Origin of the sequence: Rhodopila sp., assembly GCF_965276935.1 — a bacterium.
GTDB lineage: Bacteria > Pseudomonadota > Alphaproteobacteria > Acetobacterales > Acetobacteraceae > Rhodopila.
This window is the reverse complement of sequence record NZ_CBDIBS010000001.1, coordinates 1-17,021: the sequence shown is the minus strand read 5'-3', so window position 1 is coordinate 17,021 and position 17,021 is coordinate 1. Positions and strand designations below refer to the sequence as shown.

13 protein-coding genes are annotated in these 17,021 nt (G+C 65.3%); 8 read left to right on the top strand and 5 right to left on the bottom strand.

The annotated features are described in order from the left end of the window. Window positions 1–195: 195 nt before the first annotated feature. Window positions 196–1,401 (bottom strand): CaiB/BaiF CoA transferase family protein, encoded by a 1,206-nt coding sequence (locus tag ACQY4S_RS00065; RefSeq protein WP_428483123.1) that lies wholly within the window; start codon window positions 1,399–1,401, stop codon window positions 196–198. Window positions 1,402–1,464: 63 nt separating this feature from the next. On the opposite strand from ACQY4S_RS00065, the gene ACQY4S_RS00060 reads away from it, so the two are divergent. The 3 genes from ACQY4S_RS00060 (at window position 1,465) to ACQY4S_RS00050 (ending at window position 5,649) form a co-directional block, all read left to right on the top strand. Next, window positions 1,465–2,031 (top strand): DUF4337 family protein, encoded by a 567-nt coding sequence (locus ACQY4S_RS00060; RefSeq protein WP_428483122.1) that lies wholly within the window; start codon window positions 1,465–1,467, stop codon window positions 2,029–2,031. A 72-nt stretch (window positions 2,032–2,103) separates the two neighbouring features. Further along, window positions 2,104–2,598 (top strand): hypothetical protein, encoded by a 495-nt coding sequence (locus ACQY4S_RS00055; RefSeq protein WP_428483121.1) that lies wholly within the window; start codon window positions 2,104–2,106, stop codon window positions 2,596–2,598. A 261-nt stretch (window positions 2,599–2,859) separates the two neighbouring features. Beyond that, window positions 2,860–5,649 (top strand): PAS domain-containing protein, encoded by a 2,790-nt coding sequence (locus ACQY4S_RS00050; protein WP_428483120.1) that lies wholly within the window; start codon window positions 2,860–2,862, stop codon window positions 5,647–5,649. A gap of 170 nt (window positions 5,650–5,819) precedes the next feature. On the opposite strand, the gene ACQY4S_RS00045 is transcribed toward ACQY4S_RS00050, so the two are convergent. Together ACQY4S_RS00045 and ACQY4S_RS00040 are read right to left on the bottom strand one after the other, a co-directional pair. Beyond that, window positions 5,820–7,670 carry a tannase/feruloyl esterase family alpha/beta hydrolase gene (locus ACQY4S_RS00045; protein ID WP_428483119.1) on the bottom strand — a complete coding sequence of 617 codons (1,851 nt, stop codon included), beginning with the start codon at window positions 7,668–7,670 and terminating at the stop codon, window positions 5,820–5,822. Between the two features lie 294 nt (window positions 7,671–7,964). After that, the gene (locus ACQY4S_RS00040) at window positions 7,965–9,347 is read right to left on the bottom strand and encodes a tetratricopeptide repeat protein (protein ID WP_428483118.1); all 1,383 of its coding nucleotides are present in this window, start codon (window positions 9,345–9,347) and stop codon (window positions 7,965–7,967) included. Between the two features lie 152 nt (window positions 9,348–9,499). On the opposite strand from ACQY4S_RS00040, the gene ACQY4S_RS00035 reads away from it, so the two are divergent. Beyond that, a protein-coding gene (locus ACQY4S_RS00035; RefSeq protein ID WP_428483117.1) for an IS630 family transposase occupies window positions 9,500–10,569 on the top strand; the annotation gives its coding sequence in 2 pieces (ribosomal slippage) (window positions 9,500–9,986 and window positions 9,986–10,569; 1,071 coding nt in all). Window positions 10,570–10,584: 15 nt separating this feature from the next. Here ACQY4S_RS00035 and ACQY4S_RS00030 read toward each other — a convergent pair. Both ACQY4S_RS00030 and ACQY4S_RS00025 read right to left on the bottom strand, forming a co-directional pair. Beyond that, complete coding sequence (locus ACQY4S_RS00030) at window positions 10,585–10,977, bottom strand: septal ring lytic transglycosylase RlpA family protein (protein WP_428483116.1); 393 nt, start codon at window positions 10,975–10,977, stop codon at window positions 10,585–10,587. Window positions 10,978–11,418: 441 nt separating this feature from the next. After that, entirely contained in the window at window positions 11,419–12,981 is a 1,563-nt protein-coding gene (locus ACQY4S_RS00025) for a cryptochrome/photolyase family protein (protein WP_428483716.1), read from the bottom strand. Between the two features lie 222 nt (window positions 12,982–13,203). On the opposite strand from ACQY4S_RS00025, the gene ACQY4S_RS00020 reads away from it, so the two are divergent. The 4 genes from ACQY4S_RS00020 to ACQY4S_RS00005 all read left to right on the top strand — a co-directional run. Continuing rightward, window positions 13,204–13,731: a SixA phosphatase family protein gene (locus tag ACQY4S_RS00020; RefSeq protein ID WP_428483115.1), complete on the top strand. Its 528-nt coding sequence runs from the start codon at window positions 13,204–13,206 to the stop codon at window positions 13,729–13,731. A gap of 5 nt (window positions 13,732–13,736) precedes the next feature. Then, on the top strand, window positions 13,737–15,245 hold the full coding sequence (locus tag ACQY4S_RS00015) for a CHAD domain-containing protein (RefSeq protein WP_428483114.1): 1,509 nt from the start codon (window positions 13,737–13,739) through the stop codon (window positions 15,243–15,245). Window positions 15,246–15,364: 119 nt separating this feature from the next. Then, a complete protein-coding gene (locus tag ACQY4S_RS00010) occupies window positions 15,365–15,928 on the top strand; it encodes a thermonuclease family protein (protein ID WP_428483113.1) in 564 nt (187 codons plus the stop codon). A 113-nt stretch (window positions 15,929–16,041) separates the two neighbouring features. After that, window positions 16,042–17,021 (top strand): ISAs1 family transposase (locus tag ACQY4S_RS00005; RefSeq protein ID WP_428483112.1); only part of this gene is annotated, 980 nt, incomplete at its 3' end.

Below are 17,021 nucleotides of genomic sequence, written 5' to 3'. Positions count from 1 at the left end.
CATCATCTTCCTCTTGTTTTCGCTGCGGAAACGCTCATTGAGTGGCGCTGGTTCCTGCGAGAACATCGGCGGGACACCGGTGACGGCGATCAGCGCATTAAATCCGGACCCAGATGCGGTGATGATGGGCAGACGCCGGTGTGTCCTTGGGGGAGCCTCGGATCGGCCGGCTTTGCGACACCCTATCGGTTCATATCACCCGCCGAATGCCCCCGCCTGACGCCACGTTCCGAGTTCCCGCTCCGACAGCCCCAGCCAGTCCCCCATTACAGCGGCGGTGTCCGCGCCCAACCGAGGTGCCGCACTGGCCGCCACACCGCCACCCCACGCCAGCTTGAACGGCGTGCCGACCAGATCGGTCTCCAGACCATCCACGTCGTGCGCCCGCACCCGCATGGCATTGGCGACCACCTGCGGATGGCGCATCACCTGGTCGACCATCTGCACCGGCGCGCAGGCGACGCTGCGCGCCTCGAACCGCTCCAGCCAATGCGCCACGGTCCCGAGTGCGAAGCGGCGCTCCAGCAGCGGGATCAGGATTTCGCGGCTGGCCACGCGGGCAAGATTGCCGTGGAACCTTGGATCGGCCGCCAGCTCCGCACATCCCAGCGCGTCACAAAAACGGAACCAAGCTCCGTCGTTCGGTGCGCCGGCCAGGACGATGCCATCTTGGCAGCGGAACGCCTGGTACGGCACCAGCAGTGAACTCCCGGATCCTTGCGGTTCCGGCAACACACCGGCCTGCATCCAGGCGACGGCGGTATGTCCCAGCAACGCCACCGCGGTTTCCAGCAGCGATCCATGCACCCAGGTTCCCTGGCCCGTCGCGGTTCGCGCCAGCAGCGCCGTTACAATGCCGCCGTACAGCGACAGCCCGGTAGACATGTCGATGAACGACAGGCCGCAGCGCAGAGGCGGACCGCCGGGCAGGCCGGTGGTCGACATCACGCCGGCGAAGGCCTGCACCATCAGGTCGTAGCCGCGCTTCTCCGCCAGTGGACCCTTGGCGCCGTAGCCGGAGATGGTGGCGACCACCAGCCTGGGGTTGTCGGCGCGCAGCCGCTCCTGGCTGATGCCCAGGCGGGCGGCGGTATCCGGCAGGAAGCTGTGCAGCAGCACGTCGGCCTCGCCCGCCAGCCGCAGCAGGATGTCGCGGGCCGCCGGCGTCTTCAGGTCCAGCACCAGGCTGCGCTTGCCTCGGTTGACCGAGGCGAAGTTGGCGCTGTCTCCGCCGGGGCCGAGCGGCGGCCAGGCCCGGTTCTCGTCGCCGCCGGGGCCCTCGACCTTGATGACGTCGGCGCCGAAATCGGCCAGAAGCTGCGCACAATACGGGCCGGCGAGGACACGGCTTAGATCGACGACGCGGACGCCATCCAGGACTTTGCCATCCGCTGTTTTCATGGACTGGTTCTCCGGCGATGATCAGCCGACCTTGCCGCAAACGCGGCGACAGGAGAAGTCAGAGTGAGCGAATCCCTCGAACGGGCACACGAGACCATTCACGAGCACGCCAACCACGGCGACGGCTGGGCACGCGGCGTCGCGGTGCTGGTCTCCGTGCTGGCCGCTGTGCTGGCGCTGACCGAGATTGGCCAGAAGACCTCGCAGAACGCCTACCTCACCGAACACATCGCCCTGTCCAACGACTGGGCGTTCTACCAGGCCAAGAACCAGCGCTCGGTGATCCGAATAACGGAGGCCGAGGTGCTGGCAAGCCTGCCGAATGCTTCGGACCCGGCGATCCAGGCCCGCATCGAGCAGGCACGCGACTATGCGGCGCGGATGCGCGACGATCCGGCGGCTGACGGCATGAAGCAGTTGGCGGACCAGGCCCACGCGCGAGAGGCCGAACGGGACGAATACGCCCATCGCTATCACGGCTATGAATACGCGGTGGGCGCGCTGGAGCTGGCGATCGTGCTCGCATCCGTTTCGGTGGTGACGCGGATTCGTGTAATGTCGATCGGCGCCGGCATCGTTGGCGTGGCGGCAGCGGCCGCATCGGTGGGAATCGCTCTGCATCTGTTATGATTTGCTTGACGTCGCGGCGCCGGATATGGCCTAAGATCACGCTTCCGTGAAGGTCGATGGTGTATGCGAAGGGTGTTCGCTCCGCTTGACGATGTGCTGATCGACCGACTGTTCCAGCCGCTGTCCAACGTGTTCGTCAACCGGTGTGGTCTCGATCGTCCGCGGGCGGCTTGCTGTTGCCTCGACCTGGCGTCGGTGAGCTGGATCCTGGCGCGGGCCCACGGCTTGTCGGTTGCGGTAATCGCCTGGGATGCCGGCATGTCGGTCCTGCGCGTGGCCATGCTGATGGTTGGCCTGCTGGCGCTGCTCGGTCTGCGCATGGTCTTCCGGCGCTTTGGCGGCAAATCGAGTGGCAATCCGCTGCGGCTGTCGATGCGGCCACACCGCGCGATCATCCTGCTGATGCTGGCCTTGCGGCTGGCGCAATTCGGTTCGGGCGATCCGAGTGATGCCGCGGATGCCGGCATGCTGCTGTTCGCCACGCTGGGGCTGTATCTGGGCGCCTGCACGGAACCGCCGCCGTTCCGGCGGATTTTCCGCGACATGGTCAGCGTGAGCGCTGGCTAGGGCTTGTTGCTTGAACCTGACGGGGCTTTTGCGTACTGGCCGTGCTGGTCTCTGGCCGACGTCACGCCTAGGTCACCCTGGCTCATGGTACAATCGGGTCACCGCCCTCTGTCGACGGTTGGCACGACCTGTTGCATCGTGGCAAATTGCCCGCATGACGCGTTGCGTGCCCACGAACAGAGTCTGCCCGCGCCATCGGTTTCCCGCATCACCGCGGGATGCCGGACGCCGCCGGCAGTGTTTGACCGGAGACGCACCTAGGTGATCTGGCAAGCGGCCCCGCGCTTCCTCACCGGCGGCGGCTTAGTGGGGGCACGCATACGTGCGCACGATTGGTCAGCCACCCCACTTGGTCCGCCCGCGATCTGGCCGGCCTCGCTGCGCACCCTTGTTGAAGTCATGCTGGGTGCCACGCAACCCATGTTCATTGCCTGGGGCCCGGCTGGGACCCTGGTTTATAATGAAGCCTATGCCGCCATCCTCGGGGACAAGCATCCGCATGCCCTTGGACAGCCGTTCCTGGACGTGTGGTCGGAAATCCGCGACGACCTTTTACCGATTGTCGCGCAGGCTTACGCCGGGATTCCGGTCCACATGGACGACATCACGCTTGTCATCGAGCGCCATGGATATCCAGAGGAAACCCATTTCAACTTCTCTTACACGCCGATCCGCGACACTGAAACGGACACGGTAGCCGGCTTCTTCTGTCCTTGCGCGGAAACCACCGCGCAGGTCATCGCCGAGCGGCGGCTGCGGGAGAGCGAGGCTGAAGCGCGCGGTGTGCTCGAAGGCATGCGTGAAGGGTTCATCCTGCTCGACCGCAACTTCCACATCCAGCGCGTCAACGCCGAAGCCCTGCGCATGGACAGGCGGGGCCATGCGGCTATCGCGGGTCGCCATCTGCTGGACGTCTGGCCGGAATTAAAGAGCGTGCAGACCTGGCCCTGGCTGCAGCGACTGATGGCGGAGCGGGCGGCCGGTCAGCTTGTGTATCGGCATGTTTCCAGCACCCACGACGTCTGGCTGGAGGTGCGCGCCTACCCCTTGGGTGATGGGTTAGCCGCATTCTACCGGGACGTCACCAATGACCGCCGCGCCGAGGAGGCCTTGCGCGAAAGCGAGGCGCAGTTCCGCGCCCTGGCCCAGGCCGTGCCAAACCACGCCTGGATCGCTCGGCCGGATGGCGAGCTCGACTGGTTTAACCAGCAGGTCTACGCCTATAGCGGCCTGGACTACCACGCTTTAGCCGGTCAGAGCTGGGCGAGCATTGTACATCCCGATGACTTGGCGCCTACCATGCAACTCTGGGCGCACTCGCTTTCCACTGGAAACCCTTACGAGACCGAGTTCCGCATCCGGCGCGCCGACGGCGCCTATCGCTGGCATCTCGTCCGGGCGCAACCGATTCGCGCCGAGGATGGGGCGGTCGTCCTATGGGTGGGCACCAACACCGATATCGAGGAGCGGAGGGAGGCGATCGATGCCCTGGCTGCCCTGAACGCCGACCTGGAGCGGCGGGTGGCGGAGCGCACGGCGGAGCGCGATCGCGTCTGGCGCAATTCGCGCGACCTGCTCGTCATCATCGGAACCGACGGTGTCTTCCGGGCCGCCAACCCGGCCTGGACGGCGATCCTCGGCCACAAACCGGAGGAGGTTGTCGGCCACAGCTTCCTGGATTTTATCTGGCCGGACGATGCCGACCTGACGCAAGGTGGCCTGGACACCGCGGCGTCGAAGGTCAACTTGACGAACTTCGAGAACCGCTATCGCCACAAGGATGGCACGCCGCGCTGGATCTCATGGCACAGCACCGCCGAGGGCGACCTTATCTATGCCTATGGCCGCGACATCACGGTTGCGAAGGAGCAGGCGGAGGCCCTGCGGCGGAGCGAGGACGCGCTCCGGCAGTCGCAGAAGATGGAGGCGGTTGGCCAGCTTACCGGTGGATTGGCGCATGACTTCAACAACCTGCTGACCGGGATCACCGGCAGCCTGGATCTGCTTCGAACACGCGTGGCGCAGGGACGCATGGCCGACGTGGAGCGCTACGTTCGCGCCGCCCAGGGCGCCGCGGCGCGCGCCGCGGCGTTGACGCATCGGCTGCTGGCGTTTTCGCGGCAACAGACGCTTGATCCCAAACCGACCGCCGTCAACCGCCTGGTCGCCGGCATGGAAGACCTGATCCGCCGCACCGTTGGGCCGGCAATTACCGTCGAAGTGGTGGGCGCGGTCGGCCTTTGGGCGACGCTGGTCGATCCTAACCAGCTTGAGAACGCGTTGCTCAATCTGTGCATCAACGCACGCGACGCCATGCCGGATGGCGGCCGGCTAACCATCGAAACCGGCAACAAGTGGCTGGATGTGCGCGCGGCGCGAGAGCGCGAGCTGCCGCCGGGACAATACGTCTCGCTGTGCGTGTGCGATACCGGAACCGGCATGACGCCGGAGGTGATCCGGCGCGCCTTCGACCCGTTCTACACGACCAAGCCGATCGGCGTAGGCACTGGTCTTGGCCTGTCCATGATCTACGGCTTCGTCCGGCAATCGGGCGGCCAGGCGCGGATTTACTCCGAGTTGGGCCAGGGCACGATGGTGTGCCTCTATCTGCCCCGGCATCATGGCGATGCAACCGCTGCCGACCAGCCGGCGGAATCGACCGACACGCCACGTGCCGAACAGGGCGAGACGGTGCTGGTCGTTGATGACGAGCCGACGGTGCGGATGCTGGTGACCGAGGTGCTGGAGGAGGCGGGCTATACGTGGCTGGAGGCCGCCGATGGGCCGGCCGGGCTGCGGCTGCTCCGTTCGGACCGGCGCATCGACCTGCTGATCACCGATGTCGGCTTGCCGGGCGGCTTGAATGGACGCCAATTGGCCGACGCGGCACGCACAAGCCGGCCAATGCTGAAGGTGCTTTTCATCACCGGCTATGCGGAGAATGCCGTTGTTGCCAACGGCTATCTGGAACCCGGGATGCATGTTCTGACAAAGCCGTTCGCGATGCGCGATCTGGCGGGTCGGATCAAGGATATCATGGGGGGACCATAACCGGCGGCCGCCACGCGCCTAACTCGCCGTAACGAGGCATTCCTGCCACTTCCTCCGCCGGTTGATATTAATCATTCATCGGGCAGCCTTCAGCATGGAAAACGCGCAGAACACGCTGCGGCAGGGGACGAGGCCGATGCTGGCGACACGCATCGACCTTGTCACCCGCACTACGGCCCATAAATCGGTGCAGGTGCCAGGATGCGATTATCCTGGTTGGGCACGCACGCGAAGCTGGCCGGATCGCCAGGATTGCCAGAGCCGCGATAAGCCGCGTGGCTCGGGTACTCACAGAGCGGTCGCTGGGAAGCGATGCCCTGCGCGGGCACGTCATCCACATATTTCGTGGCGATGATCTGGGTGGGCGCAACACCGTTCTCCACCCAGTTCACCAGCGCCGCCAGCGCGTCGTCGCTCGGATCGCCTGGCTTCGGGGGAACCACCTGGTCCTGTCCGCCGAACGCATTTGGGCCGGGACCGCCGCTGCAGTGCCACATGCCCGGTGCCATGAACAGGCGGGTGTAGTCCGCCAGCCGGGCACCCTCGGCACGCTGCAGCGCCCGCCAGTAATCGACCGCCGCATAACCTGGGATCAGCGGGTCGGCCCAGCCTTGATACAGAATGAGCTTGCTACCGTTGTAGAAGAACTGGCTCAGGTCGGCGCTGGTCGCGTTCAACGCCTGGGCAAAGGTTATGCCGCCCACCTGTGTGGTATCGATGGTCTGGATTTCGCGGGACAGCATGGCGTCGGGGTCGGCGGGGTTGGCGAAGAAATCCTGCCACGTCCAGTCTGGCCCCAGCGCCCAGAAGATCAGTCCGTCAAACTGCGGTTCCGTTCCCGACTGGCCCCACACGAGTCCCAGGTTGCCGAAGGGATTGGCCGCGGTCAGCGGCACCGGAGTCTCGCTGCTGCGCAGGAAGCCGGGCTGCAGCCGACGCCCGTGGTCGTCCACCGGTCCGTGCCAGATCGCGTCCATTGCCGCGGACTGCTCGGGGGCAAGGCAAGTACACGAGGCCGCGGCCGGATCGGTGCAAGGCACGTCGGTCTTGGCGCCGGTGCATTGCAGCACCTCGGCACTGAAACGGCAGGCGGCGGGCTGGGTCAGGAAGCCCTCACCCGCAAGGCCGCCGTCTTGACCGCCGCATTTCGCCAGGACGGCCTTGTTGATCAGCGATAGCGCCGGCACCGTCAGCACGCTGGATGTCGAGGCATGGGTCCAGGCGTAGGGCCACGAGCCAGACATGTGCAGATGCGTCCGGTCATAGGCCGGCGCGCCCGCCAGAATGCCTTCATAGTCGTCGGGGAAGCGCTGCGCCTCCATCAGCGACTGTTGGCCACCTGTCGAGCAACCGGCGAAATAAGCATGGTGCTGTGGCCGGCCGTAGTAGGCGGCAACCACCTGCTTGGCCGCCACCGTCATGAGGTGGGTGGCGCGGTAGCCGAAATCCTTGATCGAGTCCGGGTGCCCGTACAACCCGGCCGGCGGTCCGCCAAGTCCGGTGCGCCCGCCGCAATACAGCCCGTTGCACTTGTACAGCACACCGGTGCCCATGTCCGTGTTGGCGACCGCGTAGCCTTGCAGCAGGCCACCGGCGAGTGCGGTGGCGCTGATGGTGCCGGCGAAGCCGCCGTTGCCGGTGCCGAGGTAACGGCCGTTCCAGCCGGCTTCCGGCAGCCAGACCTCGACCAGAATCTGCGACTGGGTAAGATGCCCGTTGGCGGATATATCCAGCGCCACGCGGCAAAATGGCGGCAGGCCCGTGATCGGCGTGGTAGACCCCGCCGGTGTGTAGCTGCCCGAGGTAATATCTTGCACCGTCGTTTCGGGTCCGACCAGGACGGCGCCGTCATCAAGCTGCACGGAGAGCGAACTGGCGAGATCGGAACATGGGCTTGCCTGCGCCGGCGACCCGCCTGACCCGAATAATAGCAGACAACCGACCGCCGCGATCACCGCGGACCACCGCAGTCGATATGGGATCGATACACGCAGGCCTCGCCCCTGAGCTTTATCGCTCATGTTGATCGCTCCTCCCTAACCTTTCGGGCACCTTACACACACTTAATATTGAGTTGTCGAGTTCCCCTCAATCACACTCCTGTGCAGGAACGCTTCCGGCATCAAAACTGGCGGACAAAAGGACGGCACTGCATTTAAGGACGGCACTGCATTTGAAGTGCCCGGCCGTCACCGCCAGGGGCGGAGCTGAACAGATCGATGCAGGGCGGCCGACGCCGTCGCGCTTGTCGGTTTAATCCTAGCGCCGCTTCATGCCCTGGTGCCGAACCTTGCGATGATACACCGGCAGAACCTCTACGCCGCCAGTAGACGTGCCCCCATCGAATAGCCCCGCCGCCGAGACGGCGGCACGGGATGGCGCCCGGTGACCTGCGCCAGCAGCATGCGCACGTCCGCGTCAGCTCCGGCCTTCAGCGCGGCATCGAGAAACACCTGCTCCAATACGTCCTGCTGGGCGTGGCTGCCGCCCATGCGGTGCATCTCAGGCAGGATCGGCCGCATCAGAGCGACGGCCTCGGCGTGCCGCCCCTGCGCGTTGGCCAGGACCGCCTCGGTCACCGGCAGGGCGACCCGCCGCACCAGACTTGGGATCGGATCAGGCGATCTGGCGAAGTCCCGCATCGCGGACAGCATCGCGCGGGCCGCGGCCTCCCGCCCGGTGGCGGCCAGCGCCATCATCCAGTGCGGCAAGGTGAACGCCGATAGGCAGTCGCCAATCCGTGCTTCCGCCTTGTCGGCCAGTTCCACCCAACGATCGCCGACATCAACGCCGTGCCGACCAAGCCGGAACAGCATCGAGGCGGCGTTCTGCACATCGATATACAGGTCCGGCGCCGCATCGGTCAGCGGCGCGGCCAGGTCGCGGAACCCCGCTTCGTACAGCGACAGCACCTTGGCCATCTCGCCCTGCTCCAGATGGTACATCGCCTGATGCCACCACAGATGGTGTTTCAGGTTGTTGCCGTCATCCCAGCGGGACTGCAGAGTTTCCACCCAGGTGATGCCCTCAGCGGGCCGGCCGGTCATTTCCAGCACATGCGCCACGCCGTGCGCCGCCCAGAGATCGGTGGGATCAAGATTGATCGCCTGGCGCCCCGCCTGTTCCGCTTCACTGTAAAAACCAGCTTCCTCATGCGCGAAGCAGCGGCAGCCGAGGACCGCGGTGTAGCCGGGTAGCGCGGGACTCCAATGCCGGTCGACGGCCAGCACCGCGGCCAGCATCGCCTTTGGCCGGCCGAGCCAGAAGTCAAGGAAATGGGCGAGGCGGAGGGCAAGGATGTCGTGCGGATGATCGCGCAGGATCATCGTCCAGACCGCGACCGCCTGTTCGGGATGCCCTGCCGTCCAGGCGTCCAGCGCACCGGCATGGGCTTTCTCGCGCGGCGTTCCATCGGCCATTCCATGCCGGGCATCGATGGAAGCCTTTCGCGCCGCCGGCAGCAGATCGGCGCGGAAGGCCATCATCAGCAGATAGCCTTTCAGGCAATGCGCCATGCCGAACTCGGGATCGAGCGCCAGCAGTGCGTCCAGTCGAGCGGCCGTATCGGCTCGATAGGCGAGGTAGCCGTCGATGGCATGATCGAACGCGGTGACGGTCCGCGCCGAACACGTGGTCAGCTCCAGTCCGCGGCAGTCCTTCAGCATGATCCAGTCCTCCTGGCGGTGTGGATAGAGCATGTCGCGAGGCAATTCACGCGTTTCGAAGTTTCAGCCCCGCGTGATCAAAAGGCGTATTATACCAACCGACAAATGAGCTGACTCGTACGTGATTTCCGCCGGCTCGGGGCGTCGTGGTGGTTTGGTCCAGCTTGATGACGGGTGGAACAGCCATGACGATACAGATCACGCGACGGGAGCACGATGCCGGCGCACTGCGCTGGCAGGCTGGCCGCACAACCGAGGCGCCGGTGGCGCGGCGACTTCTGGCGCTGGCGCTGGTGCTGGAAGGTCATAACCGGACGGATGCCGCGAACACCTGCGGGATGGACCGGCAGACGCTGCGCGACTGGGTAATCCGCTATAACGAGCACGGCATTGCGGGTCTATCAGACCGTCCGCATGGCGGCGGGGCGGCGGCGAAACTGTCTGTCGAGGAGACGGCGCAACTGGCGATCTGGGTTGGCAAAAAGCCGACTGTTGCTGAAGATGGCGTCGTGCGTTGGCGGTTGTGCGACCTGCGGGAGCGGATCCTGGCGCGCTTCTTTGTCCTGATGGATGAGCGCAGCGTCGGGCGGATTCTGTCGGCATTGGGGTTCAGCCACATCTCGGTTCGGCCGCGTCATCCCAAGGCGGATGCCGAAGCGCAGCAGGCGCATAAAAAAACTTTGCCGAACTGGTCGCGGCTGCCATTCCGCCGGCCGCGCACGGCAAGCCGATCGAGCTTTGGTGGCAGGACGAAGCCCGCGTTGGTCAACAAGGCAGCCTGACCCGCATCTGGGCGGAACGCGGCAGCCGCCCCACAGCACCGCGGGATCAGCGTTACCACTGGGCCTACCTGTTCGGCGCGGTCTGCCCGGCGCGGGGCGTCGGGGCTGGGCTCGTGCTGCCGCACGCCAACGTCCACGCGATGAACCTGCACCTGCAGGAAATCAGCACCCAGGTCGCCGAAGGTGCGTTCGCCGTGCTGACGCTGGACGGCGCCGGATGGCACCAGACGGGCGACCGCTTGGAGGTGCCCGAGAATATCGGGCTGTTGCACCTGCCGCCCTACTCGCCGGAGTTGAACCCCGTCGAGAACGTCTGGGAATTCCTGCGACAGAACGACCTCAGCAACCGCGTCTACGCAACCTCTGAAGCGATCATCGACGCATGCTGCGTGGCTTGGAACAAACTCATCGCCGCACCAGAGCGTATCCGATCAATCGCCACACGGGACTGGGCAAAAACGGTCACCTCATGAGTCGTTTGGTATTACTCAGGCGGGGGCGAGGGTGACCTCGGCGATGCCGAGCCGGATCATGCCAAGTTGCTTGGCGGCGGCGACCGAAAGATCGACGATGCGGCACGTCGAATACAGACGGTCGGTGATGGTGACGATCACTGACCGTCCGGTTTCGCCCAGCGTGACCCTGACCTTGGTGCCGAACGGCAACCACGGATGCGCGGCTGTCAGCAGCCGCTGATCAAAGCGGACGCCACTGGCGGATCGGCGGCCATTCTGCGCAGGACCATAATAGGAAGCAGTCCCTCGCTCTTCGGTCCAGCCAGTGGCATTGCTTGCAGGTGGCGGCTCGATGGCCGGGGGTGGACTGTCGACGCCGCTTGCGTAGGCCAGTCCATGGTGGCAGGACAAAATCTCGAAAAGCAAAACGCATACGGGAAAGAAACATATTTTCATCACACCTCAATTTTTTTAAGATGCACATCTGATCGCCGATGAGCAAGTGTTCCGCATCCGGTGGGAAATGCAATAGATCAACCGCAACATTATCGAAACAATCGGCGTTGTTCTGGAGGATGCTCCCGGCACCGTGTCAACGTGGCGCTTAATTCGGCCGCAGGAGGTTGTTCCTCGATCCATGACGGACCGATTACTTCCTTTCGAATAATGTGACAACGGATGAGTGCAGTTTATCACGATGTCCCGCAAGGCCTGCTTGATGCGCTGACGCAGGCCCTCGCGGACATTAGTGAAGGTTACATTTTGAGCGGCAGGCGTTCATCTGACGCCTCCGAATGGCCAGGTTGACCCCTGCAAGCCGGTGGAGTCTGTGCAGCAGCCCTACCCAACGCTCGGCTTCGTCGGGAATCATTCCCGCGAACCCGGCACGGTTGCCCGGTTGCCCGCCCCGTCGTCCAACCCAGCCAGGAAATCCGCCGCTTGTGCCCGGATCGCGGTGCGTCGGTCTGCTGCCATCTTCGTCCAGCTTCGCACCGGCATCGCCATCCGCGGGTTCGCTTCCAGCCGATCCGCATGGCGGGCGATGAAATCCCAGTACAGCGCGTTGAATGGACAGGCTGCAGCGCCGGTCGTCTGCTTCACATCATAGCTGCAGGCGCCGCAATAGTCGCTCATGCGGTTGATGTAGGCGCCGGAGGCGGCGTAAGGCTTGGATCCGACAATACCGCCGTCGGCGAACAGGGCCATGCCACGGGTGTTCGGCATTTCCACCCACTGGTAGGCGTCGGCATAGACCGCCAGATACCACTCATCCACCGCGTCCGGGTGCAGTCCGGCCAGCAGGGCGAAATTGCCGGTCACCATCAGCCGCTGGATATGATGCGCGTAGGCGTCGCGCCGCGTCTGCATCACCACCTGGCGGATGCATTCCATCCGGGTCTCGCCGCTCCAGTAAAAGTCCGGCAGAGGGCGCGTCGCGGCCAGCGCGTTCAGCGTCGCGTACTCCGGCATGCGCAGCCAGTAGATGCCGCGCATGTATTCCCGCCAGCCGATGATCTGGCGGATAAAGCCCTCGGCCGCGTTCAGCGCGACCCGGCCGCTTCGCCAAGCTGCCTCCACCGCCTGACAGACCGCCAGCGGATCGAGCAGCCCGATGTTCAGGGCCGGCGAGATCACCGCGTGGAACAAGCTTGGCGCGGCACGCCTCATCGCATCCTGCCAGTCGCCGAACCCGGGCAGCCGGTGGGCGATGAAATCCGCCAGCGCCGCCTCGGCGTCCACGGCGGTGACCGGGAAGTGAAACCCGTCGAGCGCGCCAAAGCCGTCGGGAAAGCGCCATTGCACCAGTTCGATCACCTGCCGCGTCACCTCATCGGGCGCGAATTCAGGCGGCGGCGGACTTTGCAACGAGGCCGGCAGCCGCCTGCGGTTTTCTGCGTCGAAATTCCACCGGCCGCCCTCGGGCTGGGCATCCTCCGTCATCAGCAGTCCGGTGTGCCGTCGCATCTGCCGATAGAAGAACTCCATGCGCAGCCCGGTGCGTCCGGCGACCCAGTGGCGAAAGTCGGCAATCGAGCAGACGAAGCGCGTATCGGAGCGGATCTCGATTCCGTCCACCCAGCCGCGCATGCTGTCCAGGACCCGCCACGCTCCAGGCTCGGTCACCACCACATGACCTGGTTCCAGGTCGGCGACTGCTCGGCGCACCTCGCCCGCCAGGGTCTGGATATTCTCGGGATCATCCAGCCGGACATAGCGCACCCGCACACCGCGCGCGGTCAGGGCGCGGGCGAAATGCCGCATCGCCGACAGTACCAGCACCAGTTTCTTGCGATGGTAAGGGGCGACGGCGCACTCGCCAATCACCTCCGCCATCAGCACCACGTCGCGCGCCGGGTCGAGGTCGGACAGCGCCGCGATCGACCGGCTGAGTTGATCGCCCAGCACCACCCGCAATGTCTCGGTCGGCATGGATTCTCCCTCATGCGGCACTTCGCCCGCGTGCCCTGATGCGATTTGGTCCGCGCACTCCGCGCCAATCAGGCCGGGCATCGCGAGACCCAGCCCGCGCGCATTGCGAGACATGGGGTGCTCGTAGCCGGGGAGAATGGCTGCCTGATCGAGCATGTCCATGCCGAAACTTCGCCTGGCGGGGAGGACAAGCCGTCCGGTTCATGGCAGGATGCTACTATCATGCGTCAGCTTCTGATCCTGCGGCACGCGAAGTCCTCCTGGGACGATACCGCCAGCCCCGACCGGGACCGCCCGCTGAACCCGCGCGGCCGGCGCAGTGTTGCGATCATGCGGCAGGCCATGCAGGACCTTGGGCTCACCCCCGACATGGTGCTGGTTTCCACCGCCCGCCGGACGATGCAGACGCTGGAAGCGCTGGAACCCTGGGACGACATGCCGCTGGTCGACCCGATGGACAGCCTCTACCTCGCCAGCCTGGACGACCTGATGGCCGCGCTGCATGGCGTGGCGGAGACAGTGCGCAGCGTGCTGCTGATTGGCCACAATCCCGGCCTGCACGACCTGGCGCTGACCCTGGCCGGCCGTCGCGCCCTGGCCAGCGGCGAACACGAACGGGCGCTGGTGGCCGGCTTCCCAACCGCCGCGCTGGCGGAGTTCGTGATCGCGGGCTCCTGGTGGGAACTGCGGGAAGGCGGCGGCCGTCTGGTCCGATTCCTGACTCCCCGCATGCTGGACGCCGCTGGCTAATTCGGATGGAGCTGGAACTTCAGGCCGATCCAGACACCGTCGCCGGCATGTCCAGGCTGAAGGCGCTGGCCCGCGAGGGACGCCCGCGCAGCCAGGTCTTCAAGGTCGTCTGGCACGACAGTCCGGACCAGACGCTGCTAAGCCAGGGGTTGATACTGGCCGAACAGCGCGGCCGCTGGCGCCTGGAGCGTGTTTTGCCCGCGGCGGAAACCTGGCTGCCAGGGCAGCCTCCGCCGGTGCTGCAGGAAAGCCAGGAGCCAACAGCCTTGACCGCCGGCCTGCCAGTTCGGCTCGCACCGGTCGCGGCGTTCCAGGGGCGACGCACCGTCAGCGAGCATCGGATCGAGGAGGCACCGGTCACCCTGTTGATCGAATGCGGCGTGCTGCGGTCGGTGACGGCGGAACAGGCGGTTGCCCGGATCCAGCTCAGCGGTGCGGACCACGCCGTCCACGCGGCGGCGCTGGTGATCGCGAATGCGGCGGCCGTCTGGGTGCCGCGGGCCAGCCTGGCCGCGCGGGCTATCGCCCTGGCCAGCGGCGGGGTCCCGGTCCCGCGGCGGCTAGGGCCGCCCGTGCTGCCCGGTGTGGGGATGACCGTGGCCGCCGCCTTGACACACATCCTGGGGCACCTGACGGACGTCATCCTGCATCATGCGCCGGTCGCGGCGCAGTCGGATGCCAAGGATGTGCCGGATGCCAACCGTGTGGAGGCCGTGCATCAGATGCGGGTGGCGGTACGTCGAGCGCTGTCGGCCATTTCGGTTTTTCGTGGCGCGCTGCCGGATGGCGCGCTTGACCGGGTGCACGACGGGCTGAAGACACTCGGCGCCACGTTGGGTTTCACGCGCGACTGGGATGTGTTCGTCGGCGAGACGGCGCCGATGATCGCAAAGGCGCTGCCGCCGGACAAGAAGCTCGATCGGCTGATCGCCGCGGCGGTGCGGCGGCGGCACGACCATCGCGCGGCACTCGCGCACCACCTCCAAAGTCCGGCGTTCCGGGTTCTGGGGATCGAGTTGGCTTGGTTCGCCTTGCACTTTTGGCCGGCGAGTGCCGATGTTTCGCCAGATGGCCCTGATCAAGATCGGCTGGATCAAGTGCCCGCCGAACGGTCGCTCGTCGCGGATTTCGCGCCAGGCGTCCTGCAGCACCGCTGGAAGAAGCTGACCTCGGTCGGCAAGCAGATCGAGACGCTGGACATTCCTGCGCTGCACGAACTACGGCTGCGTGCCAAGCGGGCACGCTACGCGGCCGAGATGTTCGCCGGCCTGGACAACGGCAGAGCCGCACATCGCTTCATCCGCCGCCTGAGTGTGCTGCAGCAGCGCCTTGGCCTGCTGAATGACGCGGCTGTGGCGGCGCAGCTTCTGGATGAACTGGGCGGTTCTGCCGGCCGCCATGGCTATGCGGTGGGTATTGTCGTAGGGTTTACCGCGTCCCGCGCGGGAAAGCTGCGACCCCAGATCATCCGCGCCTTCGAGAAATTCCGCCGCCAGCCGATCTATTGGACTTGACCGCCGTCGCCGTGCTGCGGCAAGCCAGGATTTCATCCAGGCTTGGCCGACGGCTAATTAATACATTATTGTAATATTTTAATTATGTATGAAAGCAGCAGGCAGGTGGAGTGGCGCGGATGTCCTTGAACCACAGGCGGCGAATTTTCCGCGCGGATACTGGTGCATTGCTGCGCGGCCGCAGCTTTCCCGCGCCAAACGTTCTGCTGGTTACCTTGGGTGGCGTGGCGGCTCTGCTAGCGGTTGCCACGTTGTTCGGCCGGTCTTCTGACGCGCCGGCCCGTGTCCCCGCCAACCAGCAACTCTCCGCCCCAGCCGACAAGTTGGCGGTGATCGACGGGGAGACGTTACGGGTTGGCGACCATGTGGTGCGACTGGACGGCATCTTGGCCCCTGCGCGTGGGTCATTGTGCCATGGCGCGACCGCTGCGGCGCTGGACTGCGGCGTTGCCGCCGCCAACAAGTTGGCATCGCTGGTGAGCGAACGTCAGGTTGCCTGCACCATCCATGGCAGCGATAGGATGGGGCGCCCCGTCGCCGCCTGCCTGTCCGCTGGCGTGCCATTGGGTGAAGCACTGGTCCGGAGTGGATGGGCGCGGGCGCTGACGGCCGATCTGCAACCAGCCGAAGCCGCCGCTCGGGCCGATGGTCTTGGGATCTGGCGGACCGTCAGCGGATCCTGAAGCGCAGCCTTAACCACGGTTGCGCTGCCCTCAGGGCGATCGCTTGAGTGGTTGAGGGATTCCCGTGCGGGCTAGAATCGGATTCATAGGAAGCCTCTCATCAGGAGGTCTCTATGTCCATGCCAAGCCAGCCCTGCTTCTTGTCCCACTTCGCGGCCCTCCGGGACCCGCGCCAAGCGACGAAGGTGCTATATCCTCTACCGGAAATCCTGTTGCTGATGCTCTGCGGGACCATCGCCGGTGCGGACGACTTTGTCGAAATCAGCCTGTGGGGCAGCGAACGCCAGGGCTTCCTCCGCCGTTTTCTGCCGTTCAAGCACGGCATCCCGAGCCACGACACATTGTGCGACGTGATCGCGGCGATTGATCCTGAGCTGTTCAAGACATGTTTCCTGACCTGGGTAGACGGGTTGCGGACTGACACGCCCGAGATTATCGCGATCGATGGCAAGACCTCGCGTCGCAGCCATGCCCGCGGCAAAGGGCGTCTGCCGCTGCATACGGTGTCCGCCTGGGCGACGCGTCAGCGATTGGTCCTTGGACAAGAGGCGGTGTCGGCGAAATCCAATGAGATCACCGCCATTCCTGTGCTGCTGCGTCGTCTGGAACTGGCCGGCGCGTTGGTGACCATCGATGCCATGGGCACGCAGAAGGAGATTGCCCAGACGATCATCGAGGGTGGTGGCGATTACGTGCTGGCCTTGAAGGAGAACTGGCCAGCGACCTATGCCGAAGTGGAAACCGTCTTTGCCGATCCACCACCAACGCTGACGCTGCAAAGCTTCGAGACCGTCGATGGCGACCATGGCCGGATCGAAACCCGCCGCCATACGATCTGCCACGACATCAACTGGCTGTTCGCCGAGCGGCGTCATCCGGGCGAATTTGCATTCCCTGGCCTGACCGCCATCGGCATGATCGAAAGCGAAACCGAGCGGGGCGGCGTTATCCAGACAGAAACCCGATACTACCTGTGCTCAACCAAACTCAGTGCCGAGACCCTCGCCAGGGTCGTGCGGAGCCACTGGGGCATTGAGAACCGGCTGCACTGGGTGCTGGATGTGGTATTCCACGACGATTTGGCGCGCCTGCG

What these genes read in the sequence shown, in the direction of transcription:
- ACQY4S_RS00065 (WP_428483123.1), bottom strand. Translation starts at nt 1,401, where the DNA reads ATGAAAACAGCGGATGGCAAAGTCCTGGATGGCGTCCGCGTCGTCGAT.
- ACQY4S_RS00045 (WP_428483119.1), bottom strand. Translation starts at nt 7,670, where the DNA reads ATGAGCGATAAAGCTCAGGGGCGAGGCCTGCGTGTATCGATCCCATAT.
- ACQY4S_RS00040 (WP_428483118.1), bottom strand. Translation starts at nt 9,347, where the DNA reads ATGCTCTATCCACACCGCCAGGAGGACTGGATCATGCTGAAGGACTGC.
- ACQY4S_RS00025 (WP_428483716.1), bottom strand. Translation starts at nt 12,981, where the DNA reads ATGCCGACCGAGACATTGCGGGTGGTGCTGGGCGATCAACTCAGCCGG.
- ACQY4S_RS00020 (WP_428483115.1), top strand. Translation starts at nt 13,204, where the DNA reads ATGCGTCAGCTTCTGATCCTGCGGCACGCGAAGTCCTCCTGGGACGAT.
- ACQY4S_RS00015 (WP_428483114.1), top strand. Translation starts at nt 13,737, where the DNA reads ATGGAGCTGGAACTTCAGGCCGATCCAGACACCGTCGCCGGCATGTCC.
- ACQY4S_RS00010 (WP_428483113.1), top strand. Translation starts at nt 15,365, where the DNA reads ATGTCCTTGAACCACAGGCGGCGAATTTTCCGCGCGGATACTGGTGCA.